This is a genomic window from Methanomassiliicoccales archaeon, assembly GCA_036504055.1.
Lineage (GTDB): Archaea > Thermoplasmatota > Thermoplasmata > Methanomassiliicoccales > UBA472 > DASXVU01.
The window spans coordinates 26,150-49,109 of the sequence record DASXVU010000022.1 but is presented as its reverse complement, the minus strand read 5'-3'; the positions used below and the strand labels follow the sequence as shown (position 1 = coordinate 49,109).

Sequence of the window (22,960 nt, the reverse complement as noted above, 5' to 3'; positions counted from 1 at the left end):
GGAAATTGCCTTCAGGATCGGGCCTTCATAGCCGCAGTCCTTGTCCGGGCCAGTTGCACCGCACTCGATTGCCACCAGGGTTCTGGCGGAAGCGATGCAGCGGGTAACTGCCGCGAAGGTCCTCGGGATATCCTTGTCCAGGTAGCCACCGGCCATGAACATCGAGGTGTTGGCGCCTGCGCAGTTTGTGTCTCCGCCGGCGATGACCTTGTTCTTCTTGGCGATGTCCACGATCTTGGTCCACATGTACTCCATGTCGATGGAACCCAGGTAGCCAATACCGAAGAGCCACCCGCGGATATCCTGGTGCAGGATACCGTAGTCGGACATTTCCTTGCCACCCATGGATTCGATCGAGAGCACATCGGCGCCGTTCTTGGCTGCGACCTCTATGTCCTCGATGACCTTCTCCGGGTAGGAGGACTTCTTGTCCATGCCTTCCCTCAGGCCCTTCTCGGCCTCTCTCATGTCAGGCAGGGTGTGCCTGATTGCAGTTGCAATGCCGTACTCATCATGGTACTTCTTCATGACTTCCTTCTGGCCCGCAACGACCGGCTTGGCGAACTTTTCTGGGTCGTTTCCGAGCTGGAATATCCACTCGTTCTCCAGCTGAACTGCTGGGAATCCGAGGGTTACTGCCCTGTCCATGATGTCCTTGGTGATGTAGTCGACGTACTCGCGCCTCAGGGTGTCCGGGTTCTTCTCTGCGCCGGGCCTTGGGGCGAAGTTGATCTCTGGCACTACGTATCCCGCACCGGCCTTCATTCCGAGACCGTATGAAACCGGGTATTTTGCGTCACCGAAGACGAGGTCGTCTGCGGTCTTGACTTCCATCTTTGTGAATCTCTTAACTGCCATTTTTCGCACCTCCTAATTTACGCCTTCCCCGAGATGATTTCATCCCACTTGGAGCGGATCTTCTTCCAGTCCCAGCCTTCGATTGCCTTGTTGGCAATTCCCGGTCCCTGAGCTGCAGCTGCAGCGTAGATACCGAGGGGGTAAGACTCTACGAACGACCTGTTCACTGCACCGCCGGCGCAGATGAACGGGATCTCCATTCCGTTCTCGACGAGCCTCTGGGCTACCTTCGGGAATGCGGACATGGTGGTGGTCATGAGTGCGGTTCCGGTAACGAGCTGGGGCTTGGTCTCCAGGCAGGTCTTCACTACATCATCGACCGGTACATCCCGGCCCATGTCAGTGACACCGTATCCGTTGGATCTCAGCATGACGGCGGCGATGTTCTTGCCGATGTCGTGCGGGTCACCCTCGGCGACCATCATGACGACGTGGCCCTTCATGACCCTGTCGCCCTTCATTGCCTTCTCAGCGACCTTGATGCCCTTGTCGAATGCGTCTGCGGCGACCATGACGTGCGGCAGGTAGTAGATACCCCGTCCGTACAGCTCGGCGACGACATCCATTCCCTTCAGGAGTCCCTGCTCAACCAGGACTTCCGGAGTGTGCTTGGCCAATGCGGCCTTTGCATCAGCCTCGACGTCTTTGTACTTCATGAATACAACGTCTTCGGCGACTTTCTTCAGCAAAGCGTCCTTCGGGAGAATCTTTGCCGCTATGTCTTCTGGCTTCTCTTTAGCCTCTACGAGTATATCGTAGCGCTTGAAGATCTGGTCGTAGTTTACACTACTTAGGTCCATCATTTTATACACCTCAGATATCCTAAAATCCCAATCGAGGATCTTAGGGTCTCCTCCGGGGCAGGGGATTCATTTTCCGGGTATATAAATCAATTGTTAATGCGATAAATTCATAACTCGATATCGTGAATAATAATACCCAACAATTAACCCAAAATTTCATCATAAATTCTTCATACTGGTTATCATTAATGAAAAATAATTATTAATTATACCCTTTAAATACTGCATTTTGACAACTATATTGTATCAGTAATTAATAATATAATGATTCTCATAATCAATAATCTTTTCTAATTCCCTAGAATGCGAATCGTGTCCAGGGAGAAACGGCAATGCGTGAGATTTTTAGTTTTGAATACACTGCATAATGGAATAATCACATCATATCTGGAATATTTGATTCGTGCTAATGATTCCCATCATCCATTATCAGAATCGTCCTTAAGGTTTGATCAGACAATCAGCCAGATGACGGCCAGAGTTATCATCACCAAATGATAAGATCCAACAGTGACCAGACGAATAAAGGTTCATAATCAATGCCCCACCAGTGATCTGTATGGGAACCACTGTTCATCATGATGTTCGATTCATATCTGAATTTTTTTTAAGTCGACCGAGAGGTTGAAATAATCAACAAAGGTATGACTTTGGAGTTAACGATTGTTGGAACATCTATATGGATGTGTCCTGTTTATCATTAAAAAATAGAATGTGATACCTTGAAACGTACCTATGAAGAGATCAACTCCAAGATCGCCGCGGGTAAAGCGGTAGTGATGACGGCGGAAGAGGTCATCGATTTGGTCAAAAAGGAAGGTATTGAGCAGGCGACCGAAGAGGTGGACGTTGTCACCACTGGAACCTTCGGTGCGATGTGTTCGTCGGGGGCATTCCTGAATTTCGGCCATGCAGAACCGCCCATTAAGATGCAGAAAGTGTGGCTGAACGATGTTCCGGCATTCACTGGCTTAGCGGCCGTGGACGCCTATGTCGGCGCCACAGAGATCAGGGAGAACGGTGACATCAGTTATGGTGGGGCTCACATCATCGAAGACCTGGTCAGCGGTAAATCGATAAAGCTTAGGGCGACATCCTATGGAACGGACTGCTATCCTCGACGGGAGATCGAGACGCATATCTCATTGAAGACGATCAACCAAGCATACCTCTTCAACCCGCGGAATATGTACCAGAACTACGCAGTGGCCACAAATTCCTCGGACAGAACTCTGTATACATATATGGGAAAGTTACTCCCGCGCAATGGCAATGCCACCTTCAGCAGCGCCGGCCAACTCTCGCCATTATTGAAGGACCCGACATTACGCACAATAGGTATAGGGACCAGGATATTTCTCGGTGGAGGGAAGGGATATGTCTCCTGGGAGGGGACCCAGTTCAAGACCAACGTACCGACCAGGAACGGGATACCTACGATGGCGGCCAGGGCTTTGGCGGTCATCGGAGACCTGAGGGGTATGTCACCAGATTATCTACGGGCCCTTTACTTCACAAAATACGGAGTATCTCTGGGGGTCGGTATCGGGGTACCTATCCCCATACTTGACGAGGAGATCATGCGATCGGCCGCCAGGACGGATGCGGAGATTTTCACACCAGTCCTGGATTATGGGGTACAATCACGGGACAGGAAGTCCATCATGGAGGTCACCTATGAAGACCTCAAGAGCGGAACCATCGACATCAATGGAAAAGAAGTGCGCACCTCCTCCCTCTCCAGTTACCGGAAGGCGAGGGACATCGCAACCAAGTTGCGTGATTGGATCAGAAATGGCGAGTTCCTTCTGACAGCACCGGTCGAACTGATGCCGGACGAACGGGTGCTAAAGACGCTGGACGCGCACGCCAATTGGGAGCTGGTATGATGGCGGTCAGAAAGTTCTTGCTTATGTTCCCGCCAGCCATGGCCAACCAGCCGGTCACCCATGGCCTATGGCGGAACTTCGACATCACGGTCAACATCCTGAAGGCGGACATTGACGAAAGCGGAGGCAGGCTGATCATTGAATTGACCGGCGAGCCAGAAGAGATCGCCAAGGCCTTGGATTACCTGGCCGGGAACCATGTCCGGGTCGAGGAGCTGAAGAACTATGTCCGCAGGGATGTCAAGAAGTGCACCGATTGCGGGATGTGCGTGTCGATCTGTCCGGTGAAGGCCTATGAGATGGATATATCTGACTACCATGTCGTGTTCCATCTGGAAAGATGCGTTGCTTGCGGACGCTGCCTCGATGCCTGCCCTCCCGGCGCACTAACAAAGGGCCGTTCATCGATACTGTCCCCCTGAACACCACCATTGCTAGGAGAAGCACACTTGAGCTGAATGCTTCCATTCGGTAAGGGGTGGGGTCACTCCGACTTCCTCTCGACCGTCTTTCCTCTCCTAAGCCTTCGGGCCCCCAGTATAAGGACCGCGCATAGGACGAGCGGCGGCAGGATCGTCCCAGCTAGGACGATCCATTCGTTGCCTTCGTCCACATGACCGAGCTCGAAGAGGCCGGTCGATGAGCCAAAGGCCACCGTGCCGTTCGAGGTGATGGCCGGGGACCCTACATAACCGGTGCTGATCCGGTACGTCCAACGCAGCGTCCCGTCCTCATTGACAGAATATATGGTGTTGTCACAGCCCACATAACATATTCCTTTCGAGTCTATGGCCAGGGACCTGGACACATTGAATCCCTCGAGCTTCAGGCTCCAGTCCACGCTACCGTTCCGCTCGATCGCCACAAGCCTGCCGTCGTCGGTCAATAACATCGAAGTACCGTCGGAACGGATGCCGATCGAAGACCTGACAGACTCGCCGCTCTGGAACGACCAAAGGAGATTGCCTGATGGACCTAGGCAAAACACTGTGCCGTCATCGGTTCCGAAGTGTATGTTGCCATCGCCGTCGATCGATGGCGAGTTGCGGATGGGCGCTGAGGTATGGTACGACCATAGTGGCGTTCCGTTACGAGCCACCGCGTACAGCCTGCCATCCTCCGCTCCGAAATAGATGACGCCCTCGGCGGACACAGCCGGCGAAGACCGCGAGGATATGTTCTGCAGAACCCGCCAATTCATTCTGCCGTCCAATGTGAACGACATAAGGCCGGCAGAGGTGACATAGAGAGTGGTGTTGTCCACCATGGTAGGTGATGACCACACCGGTGCGCTGGTGTTATACTCCCACCACCTGGTGCCGTTGCCATCCAGACAGTTGATGAACATGTCCAGGCTGCCGACATAGGCGCTATCGTTCCATCCCACCGCGGGCGTCCCTACCAGGCTGTCATTACCTACATATCGGTTCATGGACGCGTGGTCCGCGCTCAGACGATAAAGGACCGCCCCCGAGCTGGCAAAGTACGTGCCGCGGGCGGAAATGACGATGGATGCATTTCCAGTGGCCCATATCGGTACCCAGTTGACCGCATGTCCCGGATTGGCCGATGTGTCCAACGAGGACCGGCTGGTATGGGCCTGATCGGCCATGAACATGGGCCAAGGTGCCGAACTGGCCTCAGCAGATGCATTTTGACCGGCCATGGATGACACGGTCAAGGTCAGCAGGGCCGTAACGATCAAAAGTGTCCTGAACTTCATCCGATCCTGGTACTCACCAGGATAGTTGGAGATAATACTTTCCACGGACGAATGGGCAATACCGCCAACTTGACCATCCAACGGATCGGAGGGCTGAAGCGACCCTATGGACCGATCGGATCTTGAGCTACCACCAAGTTCTTATCCTCGCAGACCTAAACAGGATGGCCTCTGTAGCGCATATGCACCGGGGGAGATTATCATGGTCGATTACGAAGCGCTGATGGCAAAGTTCCGTTCCTGGACAGATGGTCTCGACCCGATCGAGATGAGGATAGCTCTATTCGAGAGGGTCCGGGACATACCCTTCCGGCCGACGGTCAGTCTCTACGGGGATAGGGATTCCCCAGACAGGATCATCGCCCAGAACTTCGGGAGCAGCGAGGCGAAGAGCATATTGCTGGGAACGATGCTCGAGATGCTGAAGATTCGCGTGATGTACGTTACCTACTCGTTCCGCTGGGAGAACCTGAGAGTGGAGTACCCTTCGAGCTTGAGGCAGTACATCAGGGCTATTCCGGTCTCTTTCCACACGGCGCTGAAGGCGGAGATCGACGGCAATCTGGTCCTTCTCGATCCGACCTATGATGTTCCTCTAGGAAAAGCAGGATTCAAGATGAACCGTTCTTGGAATGGAAGTTCCGACACGATGCTTGGCGTCATGGAACGGGAAGAGATCGTGCACATCGACCAGAACGAACGGGCGAAGTACGCGAAGCTTCGCTACGATCACTATGATGAAGAACAGATCGCCTCCCTCACGGAGTTCTATGAAAAGCTCAATGCATGGCTGGATACGCTGAGAGATGAGAAGTGAAATGGAGCAGGGACCGCGATTTGAACACGGGTATGCGGATATCCGCCTTTGAAGGCTGCAGTCCGCCACATGGCCGCTCTGTCATCCCTGCGTATCGGGCTAATTCTGTTCAACATATATTAGCCTATCTTCTACTGGGTTACTCTGGGATAACAACACTTTATAAAGAGATCATCCCGCCTTCTTGCGAAGAGGCTTTTTCTTCGGGGCCGTGATCTTGGATGGCCTCTTTTGTGGTTTGGCCTTTTCTTCCTTAGGTTCCGATATCTTGGCTGGGATCGGAGATGCTAGCGCCTTTGTCAAAAGGTCGCCAAGCGCATCCGACAGTTTTCTGAGCTCAAGGACACGTGACTCGAGCTCCTTCCTGGAAATTATCCTGGGGCGGTCCTTGTTGACGCTATATGCCACCGATCCGTCCGTGAAGGCCACGAACTCGACGTGGGCGATGCTGTTGCGCAGCTGCCGGTCGCATGCCCCTGACACAAGGTCAAGGCCATTGTCCTGAAGGAATCGGAGCTTGTTCGCCAGACTGTCCTCCGCGATGGCGTCCATCTCGGATGTCCCAGGACGGCAGGAGCTTACCTCGTAACGATGGCCGGATTTGGACAGCAGTATGGTGAGCATGTTGAGCTGGGTGGTGTATATCCCTTCTACCAGCATCAGATAGTAGTGGAGCATCAGCCGGGTCTCTTCCTCCGGGGTGCGGGAATCGATGTCGTTCCCGTACTTCGTCATCAGGATGTAATACTCGGTGGTGTTGTGCATCTTGGCCTGCATCTGCGGCAGCATCTGCCCCTGGATGTGCCCGAGGACCGCTGGGTCCTTGACCTTGGCGAACAATCCAGCCACTATGGGGGAGAGGGCCTTGCACATAACGGGATCGACCGGAGGGATCACCCTGTCCCAGCTGGCCTCGACGGAAGCATCCTTCTGCCCCTCGTCCAATTGCGAATAGCGTTCGTAATCGGCAGGGCTTATGGCCTTGAGCCGGGCCTCGAAGAGCCGTCTCCTGAGCGAGGCTATGCTGACGCTGAGACCGTTGCTTGACTGCATCCTATCCCGCCCCGGTATCGGCCGACCGGATAATTAGGTTATCTGGTCCGTTCACCGGGGTCAATGTTTATGCCCTTTCACTGCAATGCATGCTTGGGATGCATTCGAGATGAGGAGCCGGACGAAGCTACTTCTGATCGTTATCGTAGTGGTGATGCTGGTGGTCCTGGCTTCGATCGTCGTGTCTTTCGGTAAGCTAGAGGACAGGCCAGAGGGCGTAGCTACGTTGAGGACCATCTCCAGCGATGCATCAACCGCTGTCATAGGGCTCAATGGTGTGGGGTCTGGACATGACCTGTATCTTGACGGTGCGGTCATACGCTTGGGGCATGAGAATGCATCTGGCTTGACATGGGGACCGAGTTACACGGTCAACGCGGGCAATTGGCAGGCCGGAGTCCAAAGGCTGGTGGCGGTCGATCCCTCGGTGATCATCAGTGACCGGGATCAGGACCGCAAGATGGGACCTGATGACCGCATCCAAGTCACCAAGGACGGGAACGAAACAGCGACCGACATGGTCATAGGGGTCACGTTCCTAAGGGACCAAGAATCCATTTGCTTCTTCTCATTCGAGAACAGAACAGGTCATACCACCCTGGTGAGTTTCATAGATGTGGGCCAGGGTGACTCGGTCCTGGTCTCGACCGCCGATAGCCATATCATCCTGATCGATGCCGGCCCGCCACTGGCGGCGGGCACACTGATCTCGTACCTGCATAACCGATCTGTTTCGGTAATTGACGCGCTCATCGTCACCCACCCGGACTCGGACCATTTGGGAGGGGCGGCCGACATCCTCCGGGACTTCACCGTCCTTTCCATCTACCATCCTGGAGTGGCCAAGAGCACATCGGCCTATTCATCGTTCATCCGAGCTGCTGAGGACGAGGGCTGTCCGGTCCATACCGCAGCCGATACCCATGCGGGGGAATACCTTAACCTCACGGCCTCGGCGACCATCGAGGTGCTCAACATCGATCCGACCGCTCACGACGTAAACGATGCCAGCATCGTCCTGGAGATGCGCACCTCGGGCAAGAGCTTCCTGTTCACCGGCGATATCAGCACCGATGTGGAGAGCAGGCTGATCGCGAACCATTCATTCGATCTAGACGTCGACGTGCTGAAGGTGGGCCACCACGGCAGCAGGACCTCCACCAGCAATGCCTTCCTTGACGCCACCAGCCCGGAGACGGCGGTGATCTGCGTGGGGGTGAATACTTACGGGCACCCTACGAACGATACGCTGACAAGGTTGTTCGCCCATGATGTCACCGTCCTGCGGACGGACCAGATGGGGACCATCGACATAACCGCTTAATTGTAATATGGTTCACGGAATGAGGCACATCGGTGAGGAACGATCATCTCTCGGCCGGACCTATGAAATGGCATGCTATCTCTGATACATACCGCGAATGATCGGTCGATCCGGATACATTATAAATATTCTAGCAAAGAATAATTAGCCCGGGGGAAGTGTTCGATGGTCAGTAGAAGGCGGCTCAATGTATTCGCCATCCTGTTCGTGGTCATGTTGATCGTCCAGGCTATTCTTGGGTATCTTGTCATCCCCAATTACAAACAGACGGGCTTCACCCAAAGCATCGGAAACGGGACAGACCCAGGGGAGTTCATCGGCTGGGGCGTGCGTACCGCGGACGGCAACGATCTGAACATGGATGTCGGCGTACCCGAAGGTTACCTGATCGACGTCTATTTCATGACCTACGATAATTACATCCAGATGGTCTCGAACAGATCGTTCGAGTACATACCTTCGGCATCTCAAATGAACGTGACCCATTTCTCCGCTTCGATCAACATCGACCCTTCGGTCGAGGTTTATGACATCGTCGTCATCGGGCACGAATCGAATCCCGGAAATCCGACCCTTTCAATGAATCTCGTTCAATCGCATTTGCCTGCCCAGCTGCGGAGCCTCGCGGTGTTCGGCCAGTTCCTAACGATATATGGGGCCGTCTTTTTCTTCTTCCTGGTAGCCATGGGATATCGGGAGAACAGCCTGATAGGAAACCCATACATCCACGCCAAACCGAGGACGAGGTGGAACAGCTATTACATGCTGTCCCTATACGGGACCTTAGCGCTGTTCGCTGTCCAGGTGATCTCCGCCTTGCTCCTTTATTGGATGGTGACAGGCATAGGCTGATCACCTTCCCTTCTGAGGTCGACCTGGACGACGGAAGGTCAAGATTATTAGAGGCTTGACCATTCAGAGATGAATGAACCCGGACCATTGCAAGGATGTCTCGCTGCGCCATGTCGATTTCTCCCTGACGGAGGAGAACATCTCCAGGGACATCGTCGGAAAGAAGGCCTACACCCGCACCGATTTCATGATCCTGAAACATGACGAGGAGGTCGCGGTCATCAGGGTGGTCAAAGCAGGCGGGAAGGACCTGTTCCGACCCATTGAAGAATACCAGATCGTCTCGCTTCCGCGGGACACGGTCTACATCAGGGATGAGGAGATCGACGTTCTGAACGCATCGCAGATGGCACGCCAGGCCAGAGCCCGTCCGGGCAAGACCGTCGTGGTCTCTGGCATGTTCAACCATGTCTCGTTCCTTCAGGAGGAGATCCTGCTGGACCTGTTCGTGGTCGATGTGGTCCCGCCATCACCATCCAAACTGTCGGTGCTCGTGGAAAGGGCTTTCTCAACCGGAATGATCGAGCTTCCGATCGTCCCCCACTACCAGGACATTGACCTTAACGAACTGGAAAAGAAGTTCACTACCCAGGCGGTGATGTTCCCGTGCAGGGCATCCGGGCTGGAATCCGAACGTGACGTATACTTCCTGGACGAGACACCAGTGATCAAGGGAGAGGTGACCCTAATCGGATGTGACCTTTCCAGGCGCATCTTCCGTTCGGTCTATCGGAAGGACCCGGAATCGCTGGACATGTGCCCCAAGAACCTGTCCAGGGTAAAGGGCAAGACATTGGTTAAGTGCTGCGGCGTCAAGGAAGGGTTCATGATCGAAGGGGAACTGGCCTCAGTCCCTTGGGGGGCGACGGTGCTTGACGTGGTCGGCGCCATCAACTCTCTTTTCGGACACCGACCGTATGGCCCGCTTGTGCTCGGTCGGGCGGACCCCTGAAAGCTGCCTTGCCTTTCTCAGGGCAGCGAACCCCTCTTCCTTCTTCCCGGTCTTCATGAGCGCTTCACCGTAAACATACCAGGAGTCAGCATCTTCCGGTTCTATCTCAAAATGACCTTCGAGCCATGACAACGCTCCTTGAAGATCGTCCCGGGCGATCATGTCCCTGGCCCTCTGGGCGGCGGTCTTCTCCGACAGGATCTTGGCCTTCATCGTATCCATTATCTCCTCCTTTATGACGTCGAGGGCATGGACGGAGAGCCATGGATATTTGACCGCGAGATTATGGCGAAGATCCTCCCATTTTCCAGGGATGAGATGATAGGTCCTATCGCGAAAAACTGAATACGGGACGTTGATGACCATCTTTCCGTGGCTGACAGAGAGAAAGTTAGGGTTCACCGAAGAACGCTCATCGCTCTGGTTCGAGATGGTCATGTCCCATAAAAACGAGAAGTGACTATTAGGTTTTGCTGCTCAATCGGTAGTTCGCGAAAGAATAATTAACACAGTTGGATTAGGGACCCGCATGGACATGATCGCCCTCGGGCCGCACAACCCCAAACTGGACGTCAAGGACGTGGTCGTATACGACTCAACCTTGAGGGACGGGGAGCAGACACCGGGGATAGCTTTCAGCGAGGAGCAGAAGGTTACCATCGCCCGCAAACTGGACGAGATGCATGTCCCCGAGATAGAGGCGGGTTTCCCGGCCGTATCGGAGAATGAGCAAAAGATCGTCAAAGCGATCACCTCCCTCGGACTGGATGCTCGTATCTTGACCCTGTCCCGCATCACAAAGCCGGACATTGACGCCTGTGTCGATGCCGGTTCGGACCTGGCACTGCTTTTCATTGGCACCTCCGACATTCATCTGAAGTACAAGTTCAACAAACCCAGGGAGTTCGTCCTGGAGAAGATCGCGGAAGGACTGGACTACTGTCATGAAAGGGGTATCGCAGCAGCACTTTCCGCGGAAGACTCGACCCGGACGGAAATGGATTTCCTGCTCGAGGTCTATAGAAAGGCAGAGGAGTGCCATGCTTGCCGCATCGGAGTAACGGATACACTGGGGTGCGCTTCGCCGGAAGCGATCTACAATATAGTCACAACCGCCAAGTCCCAGCTCAGGACACCGATCTCGGTGCATCTGCACAACGATTTCGGGCTGGCACTGGCCAATGCCATCGCCGGGGTCAAGGCGGGGGCCAAGGCCGTCACCACCACGGTCAACGGCATCGGAGAGCGTGCCGGGAACGTCCCGTTGGAGCAGTTCATCTCATCGCTGAAGTACGTCTACCGTTGCGATCTGGGCATCGATACCACCAAACTGAAAGGGCTATCCGACCTGGTAGCTGAATACTCCGGGCTGGGGCTGCCTAAGAACCAGCCCCTGGTAGGCCAGAACGTGTTCTCCCATGAGTCCGGCATTCACGTGGCCGCGGTCCTAAACTGTCCCATGACCTATGAGCCGATCCCCCCGGAGGAGATCGGCAACAAGCGTCATCTGATCATGGGCAAGAAGACCGGTCTCAACTATGTCCGGAAGCGGGTAGAGGAGCTCGAACTGACCGCTACCGAGGAACAGCTGGCCAAGCTATTGTGCGAAGTAAAGAAGCTCGGGGAAAAGAAGGGACGGGTCTCCGATGAGGAGTTCAGGCATTTGGTGTCGATGGTCCTTAGCGGTTGAACGAACGGATCATAGCTTTATCTGCTGACCTGCCTCGTTCCTGCGGAACTTGCCGAAATCGATCATCGTTTGCGCCTGCTCGCCGGTGAACACCGGCCCGTCGACACACACCCTCTTCTCATCCAGTGCGCACGATCCGCATAGGCCGGCACCGCATTTCATGTAACGCTCGAGCGATAGTTCGCACCGGACATTGTGCTTCCGCAGCAGCGGGAGCAGGTAGAACAACATCTTCTCCGGACCGCACGCCAGGACGAGATCGTAACGTTCTTTGGACAGCATGTCCGCCACCAGGTCGACGGCCGTACCCTTGAGACCGTTGGTTCCATCATCGGTCGACGTGCGTACGTTCTTGGACGCTGCCTTGGCCCTGTCGATGAACAGCAGCTCGGACACGTTCCGGGCCCCGATGGCGACGTCCACTCGCGATGGGTCGCCTATGGCCTCCACCGCCGGCAGCAGCGATGCCATGCCGGTGCCGCCACCGACCGCCAGTATCCTGCCGTCGTGCAGGGTGTAGCCATGGCCATAAGGGCCGCGTATCCCTATCCTGTCCCCAGAACGGAGGTTGCACAGTGACCTGGTCGCCGGACCCACATCCTTGACCGTGATCCCTTTCCTGCCTTCGCAGTACGAGGCGGACATCGGGATCTCGTCCACCCCCGGAAGCCAGACCATGAAGAACTGGCCCGGTGACACCTTATGATGGTATTCGAAACGGAGCGTCCGCACGCCCTTGCCCACCTCTTCGGATTGCAGTATCTCCACGGTCTCATGCATGTTCGTGAGCCACCCCCACAAGTCCCTGGATATTGCCGCAGCGGTCCTGTTCCACATACCTTTCCAGACCCGTCGTTATCTCGGAGAACACGCCGATGCCGCGCCTTCCTATCGCGCTGCCGATCTGTACAGCGCTCGCACCGGCCATTATGTACTCGAGCGCATCCCTCCAGGTCTCTATCCCGCCAACACCGATGACCGGTATCTCGAGTGCCGCATAGAGATCGAACACGCAACGCAGCCCGACCGGTTTCACCGCCGGTCCGGAAAGCCCGCCGAACCGGTTGCTTAAGACCGGCCTTCTGAACTCGACCGAGATCGCCATCGCCTTGAGCGTGTTGATCGCGACCACTGCGTCCCCACCGGCTTTCTCCACCGCCCTGCCCACCTCCACCAGCCGGTGAGTGTTCGGGGTAAGCTTGGCGAATACCGGTATCGAGACCGAATCCTTGCACTCTTTTACGATGGCGGACACGACCTCGGGGTCGATACCCATCTCCATGCCATATCCGTGAGCGTGAGGGCAGGACAGGTTCAGCTCAACGGCGGATGCCCCATACTCCTCCATCTTGGAACTGAGTAACGCAAAATCCTTGGCGCTGGAAGCGAAGATCGAGCCGATGATCGGTACATTGCCGTTCTTCGCCACTTCCATCTCGGTACGGAAATCATCAATGCCCGGACCGGGCAGCCCCATTGCGTTGACGTAGCCGTCCTCCAGCTCCACCAGCGTCGGGTTTCCATAACCGTTACGGGGTTCCATTCCGATGGACTTGGTGACCAGCGCGCCAGCCCCGGCAGCGGCGACACTGAGCAGCGAACCGCCAGTCTCCCCCACCATCCCGGACGCGAGCATGGTCGGGTTCTTTAGACGAACACCGGCCACATCGACCTGCAACGAGGACATGATGATGGGCATAATCTCTGGACTAATAACATCTTCGCAGATGAACGCCAGCGCCCCCATGTCCTTCTTTCAGTGAGGCCTGATAGGAGCTCCTACGACGCACTGGTCACCGCGTTCGTCTATCGCCGCCGGTGCCTCCGCTTCCCTGCCTTCCTTGATCAGGTATTCCCGGATGGCCATGTGCAGCGCGTCCGCACCAAGGTTGGAACATTCCATCTTCCCTGGGGGAAGTCCATCCAATGCGTTCGCGACGTCCTCGCGGGTCAGCTGCAGGGCCTGCATCAGGGTCATCCCCTTGGCCATTTCGGTGACCTTGCTGGACGTGGCGATTGCCGCGGCACACCCCATGGTCTTGAACTTTACATCGTCGAGGACGTCGTCCTTGACCTTGATATATATATGGACCAGGTCCCCGTCGGCAGGGTTCCCTACCTTTCCGACGCCGTCTGCGTCTGGGATCTCTCCCACGTTCCTGGGGTTGGTGAAATGCTCCAATACTTTTCGGGAATAGCCCATTCTAACACACCTTCGCATCATACATTGGAGACATCTCCCTTAATTTCTTTACCACCGAGGGTGCTACTTCTAGGAAGCGGTCGATCTCTTCCATGGTATTGAACTTGGACAGGCTCGCGCGGAGTGAGCCGTGCATCTGCTCGCGTTGAAGTCCCAGAGCCGAAAGCACATGCGAGGGCCCGGTCGACCTGGAGGAACAGGCCGATCCGGTGGAGACACAGAAACCCTGCTGGTCCAGGTAGATCAGCAACGACTCGCCTTCCACCCCATCGAACCGGAAATGTGCGTTGTTGCATAGCCGTTCTGTGGGGTGGCCGTTCAGGTGAGAGTCTGAGATGGTCGACAGGACTCCCTTGATCATTCTATCCCTCATCCGGGTCATTTTCTGGACATCATCGTCGAACTCGGCCATGCTCAGTTCGATCGCCTTGCCGGTGCCCACGATACCTGGGATGTTCTCGGTGGATGAGCGCAACCCACGCTCCTGACCCCCGCCGTATACGAGCGGCCGTATCTTGACCCCGGTCTTCAAGTATAGAGCTCCGATCCCCTTCGGCGCATGGAACTTGTGGCCGGACATGGACAGCATGTCGATATGTTCCTTGACCACGTCGGTACGTACCTTGGTGATGGACTGGACGGCATCGGTGTGCATGACCGCCCCCTTGTCATGGGCGATCTCCGCTATAGCCCTCACCGGCTCGATCGTGCCGATCTCGTTGTTGGCCGCCATAACGGAAACGATCAGGGTCTCCCGGGTGACCGCCTCCTTGACCTTCTCCGGATCGACCAATCCGAACTCGTCCACCGGCAGATATGTTACCCTGAAACCTTCTCTTTCCAGGAACTCGCAGGTGTTCAGGATCGCGTGATGCTCGATCCTGGTGGTGATGATATGATTGCCCCTTTTCCGGTTGGCGAAGACGTAGCCTTGCAGTGCCATGTTGTCCGCTTCGGTGCCCCCGCCGGTGAAGACCACCTCACTGGAATTTGAGTTGATCGCCCTGGCGACCTTTTCCCTGGAGGCGGTCATTGCCTCTTCCGCGCTCCTGCCAAGGCTGTGAAGGCTCGATGGGTTACCATACCTCTCGAGGAAGAATGGTTTCATTGCTTCCAGGACCCTCGGGTCGACGTTCGTTGTCGCGCTGTTGTCGAAATACGTCACGTTCAATGCAAATCATCTCCTGACGGTACCTTAACAATCGATAACACAAAATCCGATATAATAAACTGACTGGTCAACCACCGCTTTCCCTCTGAGCCCTTCAGAACCTTGTCGATGGCTGACCGAATCCCACATCATGTCATCCTGACGGAATGGTCCTCGACCTTGACTCCGATCATCTGACATAGCTCCACGAACGCCGTCCTGCGCTCATCCGCATCGTCGGTGTTGAAGCGAAGCAGGAACGGCCTCTGCGCCCAATCGAAGGGCTCCTGGGCCTTGCCATGGATGAACAGGAGCATGGCTGCGAAGTTCACCGCTACCTCCCCCTCCCGTACCTGGACTCCGCGGAACAGCTCCTCCACCACCTCTGGTGGATGGAATTCCTCGACCAGGTCCAGGGCATGTGACAGCCCTCCGTAGATGTTCCCCACGCGCAGCGCATGGACGATGGCTTCGAGCTTCTCATTATGATTGACGGTGTCCGGTGCATAGCTTATCACCGCCATTCGCACCCGCAGATCACCGGTCGCGAACGCGTCGCGGAGCTCTTTCCGGGAACGAGGAGTGTCCAGCTCGGCCAGCGCCTCGATGTCGCGCCAGTCGCGTCCTTTACTGGTGATCAGGACCTTCTCGATGGCTGAACGTTCGTCGGCGGAGGCTTGTTCCAGCGCATCCAGGTCATAGCCGGTCCCGTCGTGCCACTTCTCGTAATCGATTATTATGCTCCGTATGAAACGGCTTAGAGGGGTATCGGGGTTGGCAGCTGAACTATCCGGTCCAACGGTCGGTCCACCCTTCCTGTTCCTCCGTCTAGTCCTTTGGATAACTCGCCTATGGAGTTCGTTCTTCTGTAATTCACGCGGTGGCTGCAGCGTCCGGTCCATTTCCTTTTCTGACCCAATTCCATCCTTCATATATCTGCCCCCATCCGGCCCATAGATACATGGACCGGCATCATTTGGAACGCATCCCATGATACAATTTCCACCGAAGGTATCTAAAACTGTCTGCCAAAAGGATAGATATATGCTCTTCCTGATTCTCGTGTCCGATGGACATCGATAGGATAAGGGGCGATTTTCCCATTCTTTCAAAAGGGGAGAAGAGCCCGGTCTACCTTGATACGGCGTGCCAGAGCCTCAGGCCCAGACAGGTGGTCGAGGCCATGGATTCATATTATTATGAATATCCTGCCTGCGGCGGGAGGAGCGTGCACCGCCTGGCCACCCAGGTCTCGATCAAGGTCGACGAAGCGAGGGAGAAGATATCTGATTTCATCGGTTCGGATTCGTACGACCAGGTCATCTTCACCAAGAACGCGACCGAATCGATCAACCTGATCGCCCGCGGCCTTGGCCTCAAGAAAGGGGATGCGGTGCTAACGACGGACATGGAGCATAACAGCAACCATGTCCCCTGGCTTTTGCTTAAGAAGACCGATGGCGTGGATCGGGTCATAGTCGACACACCGGAGGACGGGTCATTTGACCTTGAAGCGCTCAAGCAGGCCCTCAGTAAGAAGGTCAGGCTCGTCAGCGTGGTCCAGACCAACAACGTCACCGGCACTACCATCCCGGTCAAGGAGATCTGCGAGATATCGCATGACAATGGCTCGCTGGTCATGGTCGACGGGGCGCAGTCGGCACCGCACATGAAGGTCGACATGGAGGACATGGACGTTGATTTCTTCGCATTCTCGATGCACAAGATGCTCGGCCCTTCCGGGGTGGGCGTCCTTTACGGCAAGAAGGAACTGCTCGATAACGTCGATCCCCTGATAGTCGGCGGCGGCGGGGTGAGCCTGACCACCTATGACAAGGTGGACCTGCTCCCCATACCGGAACGCTTCGAGTCCGGTCTGCTGAACTATGCTGGCATCATCGGTTCCGGGACGGCTGTCGACTACCTGAGGACGATCGGTATGGACGATGTGATGGAGCACGACATCGAATGCAACCGTATCGTCACCGAAGGCCTGGCGGGAGAGGAGAAGATAACCGTCATAGGTCCTGAGGACCCGGAATCGCGCGGCAGCATCTACTCGTTCAACATCAGCGGCATGCGCTCGCACGACGTGGCCATGATCCTGGACGAGATGTCCGGGATAATGATCCGGTCGGGTATGCATTGCGTTCATCCGTTCTTCCTGAAAAGGGAGATCGACGGGGCAGCCCGCGCATCATTTTATCTCTACACCAGCAAGAACGATTGCGAACGATTTGTTCAGGCGGTCAAGGAGACGGTACGTTCCTTCGCCACCTGAACCTGGATGATACCTTTACCCGCAGGGTCCTTGGTTACAATGAGAATATCACCATGGACCAGTGTAAGGCTGTCCGAGCTGGTGCCATTGCTGTCGTTAACGGATATAGAGGAGTGCATTATCGCATATTTCCGTACGCCTCCGGATTCGATGCAGATTTATCCCTTCGACATCAGGAGATGGGACTTCCCATCCGGCAGGTAGTCCGCCACCCTTATGGTCATATGGACATTGTCAGGTGAATCAGAAACGGAGTCCAGGGCATCTGCCATCTGAGCGACCCGGCGCTGGGATTCGTCGTCGGTCACGGAATGGCCCAACCCGGAGAACGCCAGAACCAGCACGCTGGTGACGGCGATGCCGCACACGAACAGCCATACCTTGGATAAAAAGAACTCCATCATAGGCCCACCACCACATAGGTCCCGTTGCCGGATACGCAGGTGAACGATATCCGAACCGTGTCCGAGGTCAATTGGAAAGGATGGCCACTGACGGTTGTGACCCTGATGGACGGGTCTGTTAAGTAGATGCGGTCGACCCCGCCCTCATGGATCACCTTAATGACCATCGACTCGGTCTGGTTGAGATCACCGCCGATCGTGATGGTGCACTTGCCGTCGGTCAAAGGCGAATCCATGACCCGGTGGTTGCCGGGACCGGAAAGGTACGCCGCGGTTATCGTTTGCCTGATATGCTCAGCCGCGCTCAGAGCCTGGGACTCTGAGGTCCCGGACTGGAACGTGCTGACACTGGAAAGGACGACCGGTGCCGAAAGGGAGATCAGAAGAGAAACGATAAGGAGCTTGAGGGGCATCCCCTCAAGCCCTCGCCGGTCCTTAATCGCCAAGCCATCACCCCGAGATGACCGGGATGCTCAGGCCGGAATCGGTGCCGTATCCGCTCTTGGTGACGGTCACAGATACGAACCCGACCGCCTTTCCGGTCTGTGTGAGCTGAAGGTTGTTGAGCGTTATCCGACCGTTGGAATCTGTCGTTCCATATGGCCGGGTACCATCCTGTTTGGCGATGTTACACCCGTCCAGCACGACGGTTGCCCCTGTCACCGGATCTCCTTTCGCATCTGAAACCGTGATGGTAACATCAACATTCCTGGCCTCAAAGATGCCATCGCCGTTCCCATCGTGGGCCACCAGCTCCATCGGCGTCGCGGTGACGGAACCGATCGATTGAGGTGCGTTCAGATTGCCCATCCATCCCAGAAGGACGGCAGAGCCGATCCCGGCTATCAATACCATGATCATCAACTGCAACGGCAGTCCCTCGATCCCACCGCTCCGGTCTCTCTTGAATTGTGTTCTCATCCTCATGTGAGTGCCTCTGAAGGCAGACCGGTCCCGGGGTCGATATCCCGAGCCGTTACAGTAAGGCTACACGCTGAAGAAAACGGATGATATTCTTCTCGACCGAACAATACCATCAAGTTAATGTGAAATCGAAAATAATGGTTCAGAAATGGAACAAGACCCTTGCACGGTCCGTAAAAGAAAGATCCGACCTCTGCTGGCCAAGATCGTTGAACCTCCACAGGATCCCGTCGATACACGGTGTCGGAGCGGGAGCCCCCCAAACAGGTTCAGTGGTCTGAAGCCGTCCATCTAGATACTCGGGGGCGGTGCCTTTGGTTGATTCGGACAGCTCCCTACGTCTTTCTATCCTTGCTCAGGTCATCGGACGAATCCCCGATGCCCCAGCCCAGGCCCTTGGCGAAGCGCTCGCTCTTCATCACCCAGTCTCTCTCTTCACTGCCCAGCTTGTTGAATGCCCTTCCGAGCTCCCGGCCCAGGTATATTGCGAAGCTATAGTTCTCCATGGCGTGCTGCCATGTCCACTCCCTTTCGTCCTTTCTGAGTTCCTTGAACGATCGTCCAAATTCCCGGCCCAGATACATGGCAAATTCCTCATTGTCCAACACCATCTGTCTCGTCCAGTCCCTCTCTTCCTTGCCAAGGTCCTTGAACGCCCTGCCCAGCTCTCTGCCCAAATAAATGGCAAAGTCATCGTTCTCCATTCCCATCTGCCTTGTCCAGTCCCTCATCCAGAAGAGGGGATGAGCAGAAGGTGCAGCCGTAGATGCAGCGATTGTCAAGGTTGAAGAACGCCTGTCCCGGTGCATGGAAGACCACGGGCTTGATCTCCACATCCTCGATGAACATCTTGCCGTTGCGCCATAGGGAGTAACGGCCGTCGTGAGGGACCAGTTCGAAGTCCCCATCCTCACGGGATACCGCCTTCTTGACCCTCATGCCGCCGAAGGTGAGCACTATCCCCGTGCTCCCCGCTCCTGGTCCGGCGGTGGAACAACTAGTCCTGTAAGGGAGCTTCATGTCCGAAGGTATCTTTACCCGTCCGCCCAGCAGCAGTGATGCTTTCTTCTCCACCAACGACTTCGCGACCTCGTTTTCTTTCATGGTTGCCTGCCAGGTCTGTCACGACCGCAAATGGTGAATCATTATATCATATTAACGATTGTGAAGAATGTAACTACATCAAAGAAGGGTATTCCGGTTCTATCGATTTGTGATGGCAAGAAGGAAAAGACGAAAGAGATTAGATAAGGCGTTTCACACCGGGTCCCCGAACTTGATCTTGACCTCTTTGACGTCCCAGATGTTCCCGATCTTCTCCTTGATCTCCTCCTCGATATTGGAAGCGAACAGGTTGTTCACGGCCAGATCGAGGTCGATCGAAACAACTCCATCCTCCACTTTGATGTCCTTCACCATCTCGGTCCGGACGATGTCCAGGCCGGCGAGTGGGTTCATGACGGTCTTCAGCCGGCGCTGCACGATCTCCACCGTGGTCGGTACCTTCTCTTTGACCAGCCCGTGCCTCTCCTCATAGTTGGTTATGGCTTCGTGGAGAGCCTCGACCGCCAGCACGGAGCAGTGTACCTTGACCTTCGGCAGCCCTCCCAATGCATCCGCCGCATCCCTCCAGCTGATCTCCTTTGCCTTGTCGATCGTCTTGCCCTTGGCGAGCTCGGTGATGATGGAAGCGGTGGCGATGTTTGAGGCACAACCGTACGACTCGAACTTTATGTCGGTTATGACCTTTGTCGCCTCGTCCACCATTACATAGAGTGCCACCATGTCGCCGCAGGCAGGACTGCCCACCATGGCCTTGCCGTCCGCGTTCTCGATCTTTCCTACGTTCTTTGGATTCTTGAAGTGCTCCAGCACCGTTTCGTTGTATGGGAATTTCATTTTTTCACCTTACTTCTTCAATGGACTGATCTTCCTCAGGTTGGCTATGATCTCTGCGCACGATTCGACGGCCGCGTCCACATCCTCCATGTCGTTGAACCGGCTGAAGGTGAACCGGATCGAACCATGGGCCCGCTCGTGGTTTCCGCCGATGCCCATAATCACGTGGCTGGCCTCCAATGTCCGGCTGAAGCAGGCCGAGCCTGTACTGACCTCGAATCCCCTCATGTCCAGGTGCAGGGTGATCGATTCGCCTTCGACGTAGTGGAAGGTGATGTTGGCATTCTGCGGGGTCCTCTTGGACGCTGAGCCGTTCAGAATGGTTTGGGGCACTGCTTCCATCATGCGTTTGATCAGACCGTCCCGCAAACCCCTGATGTACTCATTCTCCTCATCCGTGACCAGTTCGGCGGCCTTCGCGAACCCGATGATTCCGGGGATGTTCTCCAGGCCTGCCCTCCGGTTGGCTTCCTGGAATCCACCGTCCATCCATTTGGATATCTGGGTTCCCTTCCGGATGAAGAGTCCACCGACGCCCTTTGGTCCGTGAATGGTATGGGCGGCGATCGTAAGAAGATCGACCGGTATCTTAGAAACATCCAGCGGAAGGCGCCGGAACGTATGGGTGGCGTCTGCATGATATAGGACGCCTTTGTCATGGCATATGTCCGCCACGGCCTTGATGTCCTGAACCGTTCCGATCTCCTGATTGGCGTGTTGGATGGAGACCAGGACCGTTTCGGGTGTGATGCTGGACTGAAGTTTGTCGGTGTCCACAAAGCCCTCGGCGTCAACGTCCAGGTAGGTGACCGAATTTCCTTCCTGCTCCAGCGTCTTAGCGCTGTTGAGGACGGGGAAGTCCTCGAGCTTGGAAATGATGATATGCTTTCCCTTTTTCCGGTTCGCCTTGACCGCGCCTTTGACCGCCGTGTTGCTCGATTCCGTGTCGCCCGAAGTGAAGACCAATTCTTCCGGGGTTGCCCCCAGGAATTTCGTCATCGATGCCCTGGCTTCGTCAAGCGCCTCCCTCGAATCCAACCCCATGGAATATCCGAACTCGGAAGTCGCTACCGCATAATGTTCGAGGAAGTATGGCCTCATCGCCTCCAGCACTCGATCATCCAGCCTTGTGGTGGCCGAATTGTCCAAATAATGTACCTTGTCTTTCATGTCATCACCTCAAATGAAGAGCGTTATCTTGGAGTCCTTAGCATCGTTGACGTATGTACCTACAGCTCCGAACTCGTCGATGAGCTCGAGCCTCAGGTCCTCTTTCTTGATGCCCATGACCTCCATTGTCATCTCGCATGCTATTATCTTTCCGCCCAGTTCTTTGTAGTCGCTCATTAATTTTTCAAGCTCAGCGACTCCGGCCTTGGCCATCCTTGATCTTACCATGGAGCGTCCCAGGCCGAGCATGTTCATCTTTGAGAGTTTTCCTTTATCTAACCCGCCCTTCTTTAGCCTTTGGAGGCCCCAGAAGGTGAAATAGATGGTCGCCTCCATGCCCATGGAGAGCGCCCCATTCCCGATTATGAGCGCGCTATAGACCTTGTCCATATCCCCGCTGTGAAGGATTATCGTAGCCCTTTCTGCCATTTATCTCACTCCTTCACTTTCTTGATCCGTATTCGCCAGGTCTTTCCCTCGTCCTTTATGTCAAGGAGTTCCTGTCCCAAGGACGTAACTGCCATGGGAATTTCCTTCTTGGAAGCTGGATGGTCACCGGTGATCTCAATGACATCTCCGATCTTCGCCCTTCGCAGCGCTTTCCTGGTTTCAACCAGTGGCGTTGGACAGTTCCTGCCCATGCAATCGACCTTGATCTCTGCCATAGAATCCACCCATAAGGAGAATGGGTTATATTTCATATTTAACTATTGTTAATTATTTAACCTGAGCGTTCAATAATAAGGGACTCAAACAAACGTGGCAACTGGAGCGCAAATCTGATCAACAACTGGCGACTTGTGCCTTGTTATCATCGAGGATCGATCGCTTAGCGAGATGGATTCTTGATTGAGATTTGTTCGATCGAGGTCTTCATCACAAAGAATTCTGATAGACGCTGAAAAGGAACCGCTGACCCGAATATCGATAGAAATTCGATCTCGGTGATGCATCTATAACATATTGTT

General features: G+C 55.1%; 27 protein-coding genes and 1 tRNA gene. 8 read left to right on the top strand and 20 right to left on the bottom strand.

Annotated elements, in window-relative coordinates:
* The coding region (locus VGK23_05515; protein HEY3419992.1) for a methyltransferase MtaB domain-containing protein at positions 1-858 on the bottom strand (858 nt) is incomplete at its 3' end.
* Between the two features lie 17 nt (positions 859-875).
* Positions 876-1,658 carry a cobalamin-dependent protein gene (locus VGK23_05510; GenBank protein ID HEY3419991.1) on the bottom strand — a complete coding sequence of 261 codons (783 nt, stop codon included), beginning with the start codon at positions 1,656-1,658 and terminating at the stop codon, positions 876-878.
* Positions 1,659-2,383: 725 nt separating this feature from the next.
* Here VGK23_05510 and VGK23_05505 point away from each other — a divergent pair.
* Together VGK23_05505 and VGK23_05500 are read left to right on the top strand one after the other, a co-directional pair.
* Positions 2,384-3,550, top strand: coding sequence for a homocysteine biosynthesis protein (locus VGK23_05505; protein ID HEY3419990.1), 1,167 nt, complete (start codon positions 2,384-2,386; stop codon positions 3,548-3,550).
* Positions 3,547-3,972 carry an NIL domain-containing protein gene (locus VGK23_05500; protein HEY3419989.1) on the top strand — a complete coding sequence of 142 codons (426 nt, stop codon included), beginning with the start codon at positions 3,547-3,549 and terminating at the stop codon, positions 3,970-3,972. The genes VGK23_05505 and VGK23_05500 overlap by 4 nt, the downstream gene beginning before the upstream one ends.
* A 62-nt stretch (positions 3,973-4,034) precedes the next feature.
* Here the strand turns inward: VGK23_05500 and VGK23_05495 are convergent, their stop codons facing one another.
* Positions 4,035-5,273 carry a PQQ-binding-like beta-propeller repeat protein gene (locus tag VGK23_05495; protein ID HEY3419988.1) on the bottom strand — a complete coding sequence of 413 codons (1,239 nt, stop codon included), beginning with the start codon at positions 5,271-5,273 and terminating at the stop codon, positions 4,035-4,037.
* A gap of 202 nt (positions 5,274-5,475) precedes the next feature.
* On the opposite strand from VGK23_05495, the gene VGK23_05490 reads away from it, so the two are divergent.
* Positions 5,476-6,090: a hypothetical protein gene (locus tag VGK23_05490; protein HEY3419987.1), complete on the top strand. Its 615-nt coding sequence runs from the start codon at positions 5,476-5,478 to the stop codon at positions 6,088-6,090.
* Positions 6,091-6,092: 2 nt separating this feature from the next.
* On the opposite strand, the gene VGK23_05485 is transcribed toward VGK23_05490, so the two are convergent.
* Together VGK23_05485 and VGK23_05480 are read right to left on the bottom strand one after the other, a co-directional pair.
* Positions 6,093-6,181: transfer RNA gene (locus tag VGK23_05485), tRNA-Cys, on the bottom strand.
* Between the two features lie 80 nt (positions 6,182-6,261).
* Complete coding sequence (locus VGK23_05480; protein HEY3419986.1) at positions 6,262-7,143, bottom strand: hypothetical protein; 882 nt, start codon at positions 7,141-7,143, stop codon at positions 6,262-6,264.
* A gap of 85 nt (positions 7,144-7,228) precedes the next feature.
* Here VGK23_05480 and VGK23_05475 point away from each other — a divergent pair, with 85 nt between their 5' ends.
* The 3 genes from VGK23_05475 to VGK23_05465 all read left to right on the top strand — a co-directional run bounded on the left by VGK23_05475 (position 7,229) and on the right by VGK23_05465 (position 10,271).
* Positions 7,229-8,467 carry a ComEC/Rec2 family competence protein gene (locus tag VGK23_05475; protein HEY3419985.1) on the top strand — a complete coding sequence of 413 codons (1,239 nt, stop codon included), beginning with the start codon at positions 7,229-7,231 and terminating at the stop codon, positions 8,465-8,467.
* A 165-nt stretch (positions 8,468-8,632) separates the two neighbouring features.
* Complete coding sequence (locus VGK23_05470; protein ID HEY3419984.1) at positions 8,633-9,319, top strand: hypothetical protein; 687 nt, start codon at positions 8,633-8,635, stop codon at positions 9,317-9,319.
* Between the two features lie 73 nt (positions 9,320-9,392).
* Positions 9,393-10,271, top strand: coding sequence for a hypothetical protein (locus VGK23_05465; GenBank protein ID HEY3419983.1), 879 nt, complete (start codon positions 9,393-9,395; stop codon positions 10,269-10,271).
* Here the strand turns inward: VGK23_05465 and VGK23_05460 are convergent.
* Positions 10,167-10,709, bottom strand: a complete 543-nt coding sequence (locus VGK23_05460) for a hypothetical protein (GenBank protein HEY3419982.1) — start codon at positions 10,707-10,709, stop codon at positions 10,167-10,169. The two genes, VGK23_05465 and VGK23_05460, sit on opposite strands and share 105 nt — an antisense overlap.
* Before the next feature lie 91 nt (positions 10,710-10,800).
* Here VGK23_05460 and VGK23_05455 point away from each other — a divergent pair, with 91 nt between their 5' ends.
* Positions 10,801-11,961 (top strand): 2-isopropylmalate synthase, encoded by a 1,161-nt coding sequence (locus VGK23_05455; GenBank protein ID HEY3419981.1) that lies wholly within the window; start codon positions 10,801-10,803, stop codon positions 11,959-11,961.
* Positions 11,962-11,970: 9 nt separating this feature from the next.
* On the opposite strand, the gene VGK23_05450 is transcribed toward VGK23_05455, so the two are convergent.
* From VGK23_05450 to VGK23_05430, 5 genes are all read right to left on the bottom strand, one after another.
* Positions 11,971-12,741, bottom strand: a complete 771-nt coding sequence (locus VGK23_05450; protein HEY3419980.1) for a dihydroorotate dehydrogenase electron transfer subunit — start codon at positions 12,739-12,741, stop codon at positions 11,971-11,973.
* Positions 12,734-13,648: a dihydroorotate dehydrogenase gene (locus VGK23_05445; protein HEY3419979.1), complete on the bottom strand. Its 915-nt coding sequence runs from the start codon at positions 13,646-13,648 to the stop codon at positions 12,734-12,736. The genes VGK23_05450 and VGK23_05445 overlap by 8 nt, the downstream gene beginning before the upstream one ends.
* 69 nt (positions 13,649-13,717) lie before the next feature.
* Positions 13,718-14,164: an iron-sulfur cluster assembly scaffold protein gene (locus VGK23_05440; GenBank protein ID HEY3419978.1), complete on the bottom strand. Its 447-nt coding sequence runs from the start codon at positions 14,162-14,164 to the stop codon at positions 13,718-13,720.
* Position 14,165: 1 nt separating this feature from the next.
* Positions 14,166-15,329: a cysteine desulfurase NifS gene (nifS, locus tag VGK23_05435; protein ID HEY3419977.1), complete on the bottom strand. Its 1,164-nt coding sequence runs from the start codon at positions 15,327-15,329 to the stop codon at positions 14,166-14,168.
* A 134-nt stretch (positions 15,330-15,463) separates the two neighbouring features.
* A complete protein-coding gene (locus tag VGK23_05430) occupies positions 15,464-16,246 on the bottom strand; it encodes a hypothetical protein (protein ID HEY3419976.1) in 783 nt (260 codons plus the stop codon).
* Positions 16,247-16,383: 137 nt separating this feature from the next.
* Here VGK23_05430 and VGK23_05425 point away from each other — a divergent pair, with 137 nt between their 5' ends.
* Positions 16,384-17,595, top strand: a complete 1,212-nt coding sequence (locus VGK23_05425) for a cysteine desulfurase (GenBank protein HEY3419975.1) — start codon at positions 16,384-16,386, stop codon at positions 17,593-17,595.
* 158 nt (positions 17,596-17,753) lie between these two features.
* Here VGK23_05425 and VGK23_05420 read toward each other — a convergent pair whose 3' ends face one another.
* The 9 genes from VGK23_05420 to VGK23_05380 form a co-directional block, all read right to left on the bottom strand.
* Entirely contained in the window at positions 17,754-17,996 is a 243-nt protein-coding gene (locus VGK23_05420) for a hypothetical protein (GenBank protein HEY3419974.1), read from the bottom strand.
* Positions 17,996-18,445: a hypothetical protein gene (locus VGK23_05415; GenBank protein HEY3419973.1), complete on the bottom strand. Its 450-nt coding sequence runs from the start codon at positions 18,443-18,445 to the stop codon at positions 17,996-17,998. The genes VGK23_05420 and VGK23_05415 overlap by 1 nt, the downstream gene beginning before the upstream one ends.
* A 4-nt stretch (positions 18,446-18,449) precedes the next feature.
* On the bottom strand, positions 18,450-18,926 hold the full coding sequence (locus VGK23_05410) for a carboxypeptidase-like regulatory domain-containing protein (protein ID HEY3419972.1): 477 nt from the start codon (positions 18,924-18,926) through the stop codon (positions 18,450-18,452).
* A 332-nt stretch (positions 18,927-19,258) separates the two neighbouring features.
* Positions 19,259-19,627 (bottom strand): hypothetical protein, encoded by a 369-nt coding sequence (locus tag VGK23_05405; GenBank protein HEY3419971.1) that lies wholly within the window; start codon positions 19,625-19,627, stop codon positions 19,259-19,261.
* Complete coding sequence (locus VGK23_05400; protein HEY3419970.1) at positions 19,614-20,027, bottom strand: hypothetical protein; 414 nt, start codon at positions 20,025-20,027, stop codon at positions 19,614-19,616. The genes VGK23_05405 and VGK23_05400 overlap by 14 nt, the downstream gene beginning before the upstream one ends.
* Positions 20,028-20,180: 153 nt before the next feature.
* Positions 20,181-20,822, bottom strand: a complete 642-nt coding sequence (locus tag VGK23_05395) for an iron-sulfur cluster assembly scaffold protein (protein ID HEY3419969.1) — start codon at positions 20,820-20,822, stop codon at positions 20,181-20,183.
* Positions 20,823-20,831: 9 nt separating this feature from the next.
* Positions 20,832-21,992, bottom strand: a complete 1,161-nt coding sequence (locus tag VGK23_05390) for a cysteine desulfurase family protein (protein ID HEY3419968.1) — start codon at positions 21,990-21,992, stop codon at positions 20,832-20,834.
* Positions 21,993-22,001: 9 nt separating this feature from the next.
* Complete coding sequence (locus VGK23_05385; protein ID HEY3419967.1) at positions 22,002-22,421, bottom strand: DsrE/DsrF/DrsH-like family protein; 420 nt, start codon at positions 22,419-22,421, stop codon at positions 22,002-22,004.
* A gap of 5 nt (positions 22,422-22,426) precedes the next feature.
* On the bottom strand, positions 22,427-22,657 hold the full coding sequence (locus VGK23_05380) for a sulfurtransferase TusA family protein (protein HEY3419966.1): 231 nt from the start codon (positions 22,655-22,657) through the stop codon (positions 22,427-22,429).
* Positions 22,658-22,960: the final 303 nt, after the last annotated feature.

Bases quoted from the DNA above. Each gene is read 5' to 3' on its own strand.
- VGK23_05510 (HEY3419991.1), bottom strand. From the start codon at position 1,658: ATGGACCTAAGTAGTGTAAACTACGACCAGATCTTCAAGCGCTACGAT.
- VGK23_05500 (HEY3419989.1), top strand. From the start codon at position 3,547: ATGATGGCGGTCAGAAAGTTCTTGCTTATGTTCCCGCCAGCCATGGCC.
- VGK23_05495 (HEY3419988.1), bottom strand. From the start codon at position 5,273: ATGAAGTTCAGGACACTTTTGATCGTTACGGCCCTGCTGACCTTGACC.
- VGK23_05490 (HEY3419987.1), top strand. From the start codon at position 5,476: ATGGTCGATTACGAAGCGCTGATGGCAAAGTTCCGTTCCTGGACAGAT.
- VGK23_05480 (HEY3419986.1), bottom strand. From the start codon at position 7,143: ATGCAGTCAAGCAACGGTCTCAGCGTCAGCATAGCCTCGCTCAGGAGA.
- VGK23_05475 (HEY3419985.1), top strand. From the start codon at position 7,229: ATGCATGCTTGGGATGCATTCGAGATGAGGAGCCGGACGAAGCTACTT.
- VGK23_05470 (HEY3419984.1), top strand. From the start codon at position 8,633: ATGGTCAGTAGAAGGCGGCTCAATGTATTCGCCATCCTGTTCGTGGTC.
- VGK23_05465 (HEY3419983.1), top strand. From the start codon at position 9,393: ATGAACCCGGACCATTGCAAGGATGTCTCGCTGCGCCATGTCGATTTC.
- VGK23_05460 (HEY3419982.1), bottom strand. From the start codon at position 10,709: ATGACCATCTCGAACCAGAGCGATGAGCGTTCTTCGGTGAACCCTAAC.
- VGK23_05455 (HEY3419981.1), top strand. From the start codon at position 10,801: ATGGACATGATCGCCCTCGGGCCGCACAACCCCAAACTGGACGTCAAG.
- VGK23_05450 (HEY3419980.1), bottom strand. From the start codon at position 12,741: ATGCATGAGACCGTGGAGATACTGCAATCCGAAGAGGTGGGCAAGGGC.
- VGK23_05445 (HEY3419979.1), bottom strand. From the start codon at position 13,648: ATGTCCTCGTTGCAGGTCGATGTGGCCGGTGTTCGTCTAAAGAACCCG.
- VGK23_05440 (HEY3419978.1), bottom strand. From the start codon at position 14,164: ATGGGCTATTCCCGAAAAGTATTGGAGCATTTCACCAACCCCAGGAAC.
- VGK23_05430 (HEY3419976.1), bottom strand. From the start codon at position 16,246: ATGAAGGATGGAATTGGGTCAGAAAAGGAAATGGACCGGACGCTGCAG.
- VGK23_05425 (HEY3419975.1), top strand. From the start codon at position 16,384: ATGGACATCGATAGGATAAGGGGCGATTTTCCCATTCTTTCAAAAGGG.
- VGK23_05420 (HEY3419974.1), bottom strand. From the start codon at position 17,996: ATGGAGTTCTTTTTATCCAAGGTATGGCTGTTCGTGTGCGGCATCGCC.
- VGK23_05410 (HEY3419972.1), bottom strand. From the start codon at position 18,926: ATGAGGATGAGAACACAATTCAAGAGAGACCGGAGCGGTGGGATCGAG.
- VGK23_05405 (HEY3419971.1), bottom strand. From the start codon at position 19,627: ATGGAGAACGATGACTTTGCCATTTATTTGGGCAGAGAGCTGGGCAGG.
- VGK23_05400 (HEY3419970.1), bottom strand. From the start codon at position 20,027: ATGAAAGAAAACGAGGTCGCGAAGTCGTTGGTGGAGAAGAAAGCATCA.
- VGK23_05395 (HEY3419969.1), bottom strand. From the start codon at position 20,822: ATGAAATTCCCATACAACGAAACGGTGCTGGAGCACTTCAAGAATCCA.
- VGK23_05390 (HEY3419968.1), bottom strand. From the start codon at position 21,992: ATGAAAGACAAGGTACATTATTTGGACAATTCGGCCACCACAAGGCTG.
- VGK23_05385 (HEY3419967.1), bottom strand. From the start codon at position 22,421: ATGGCAGAAAGGGCTACGATAATCCTTCACAGCGGGGATATGGACAAG.
- VGK23_05380 (HEY3419966.1), bottom strand. From the start codon at position 22,657: ATGGCAGAGATCAAGGTCGATTGCATGGGCAGGAACTGTCCAACGCCA.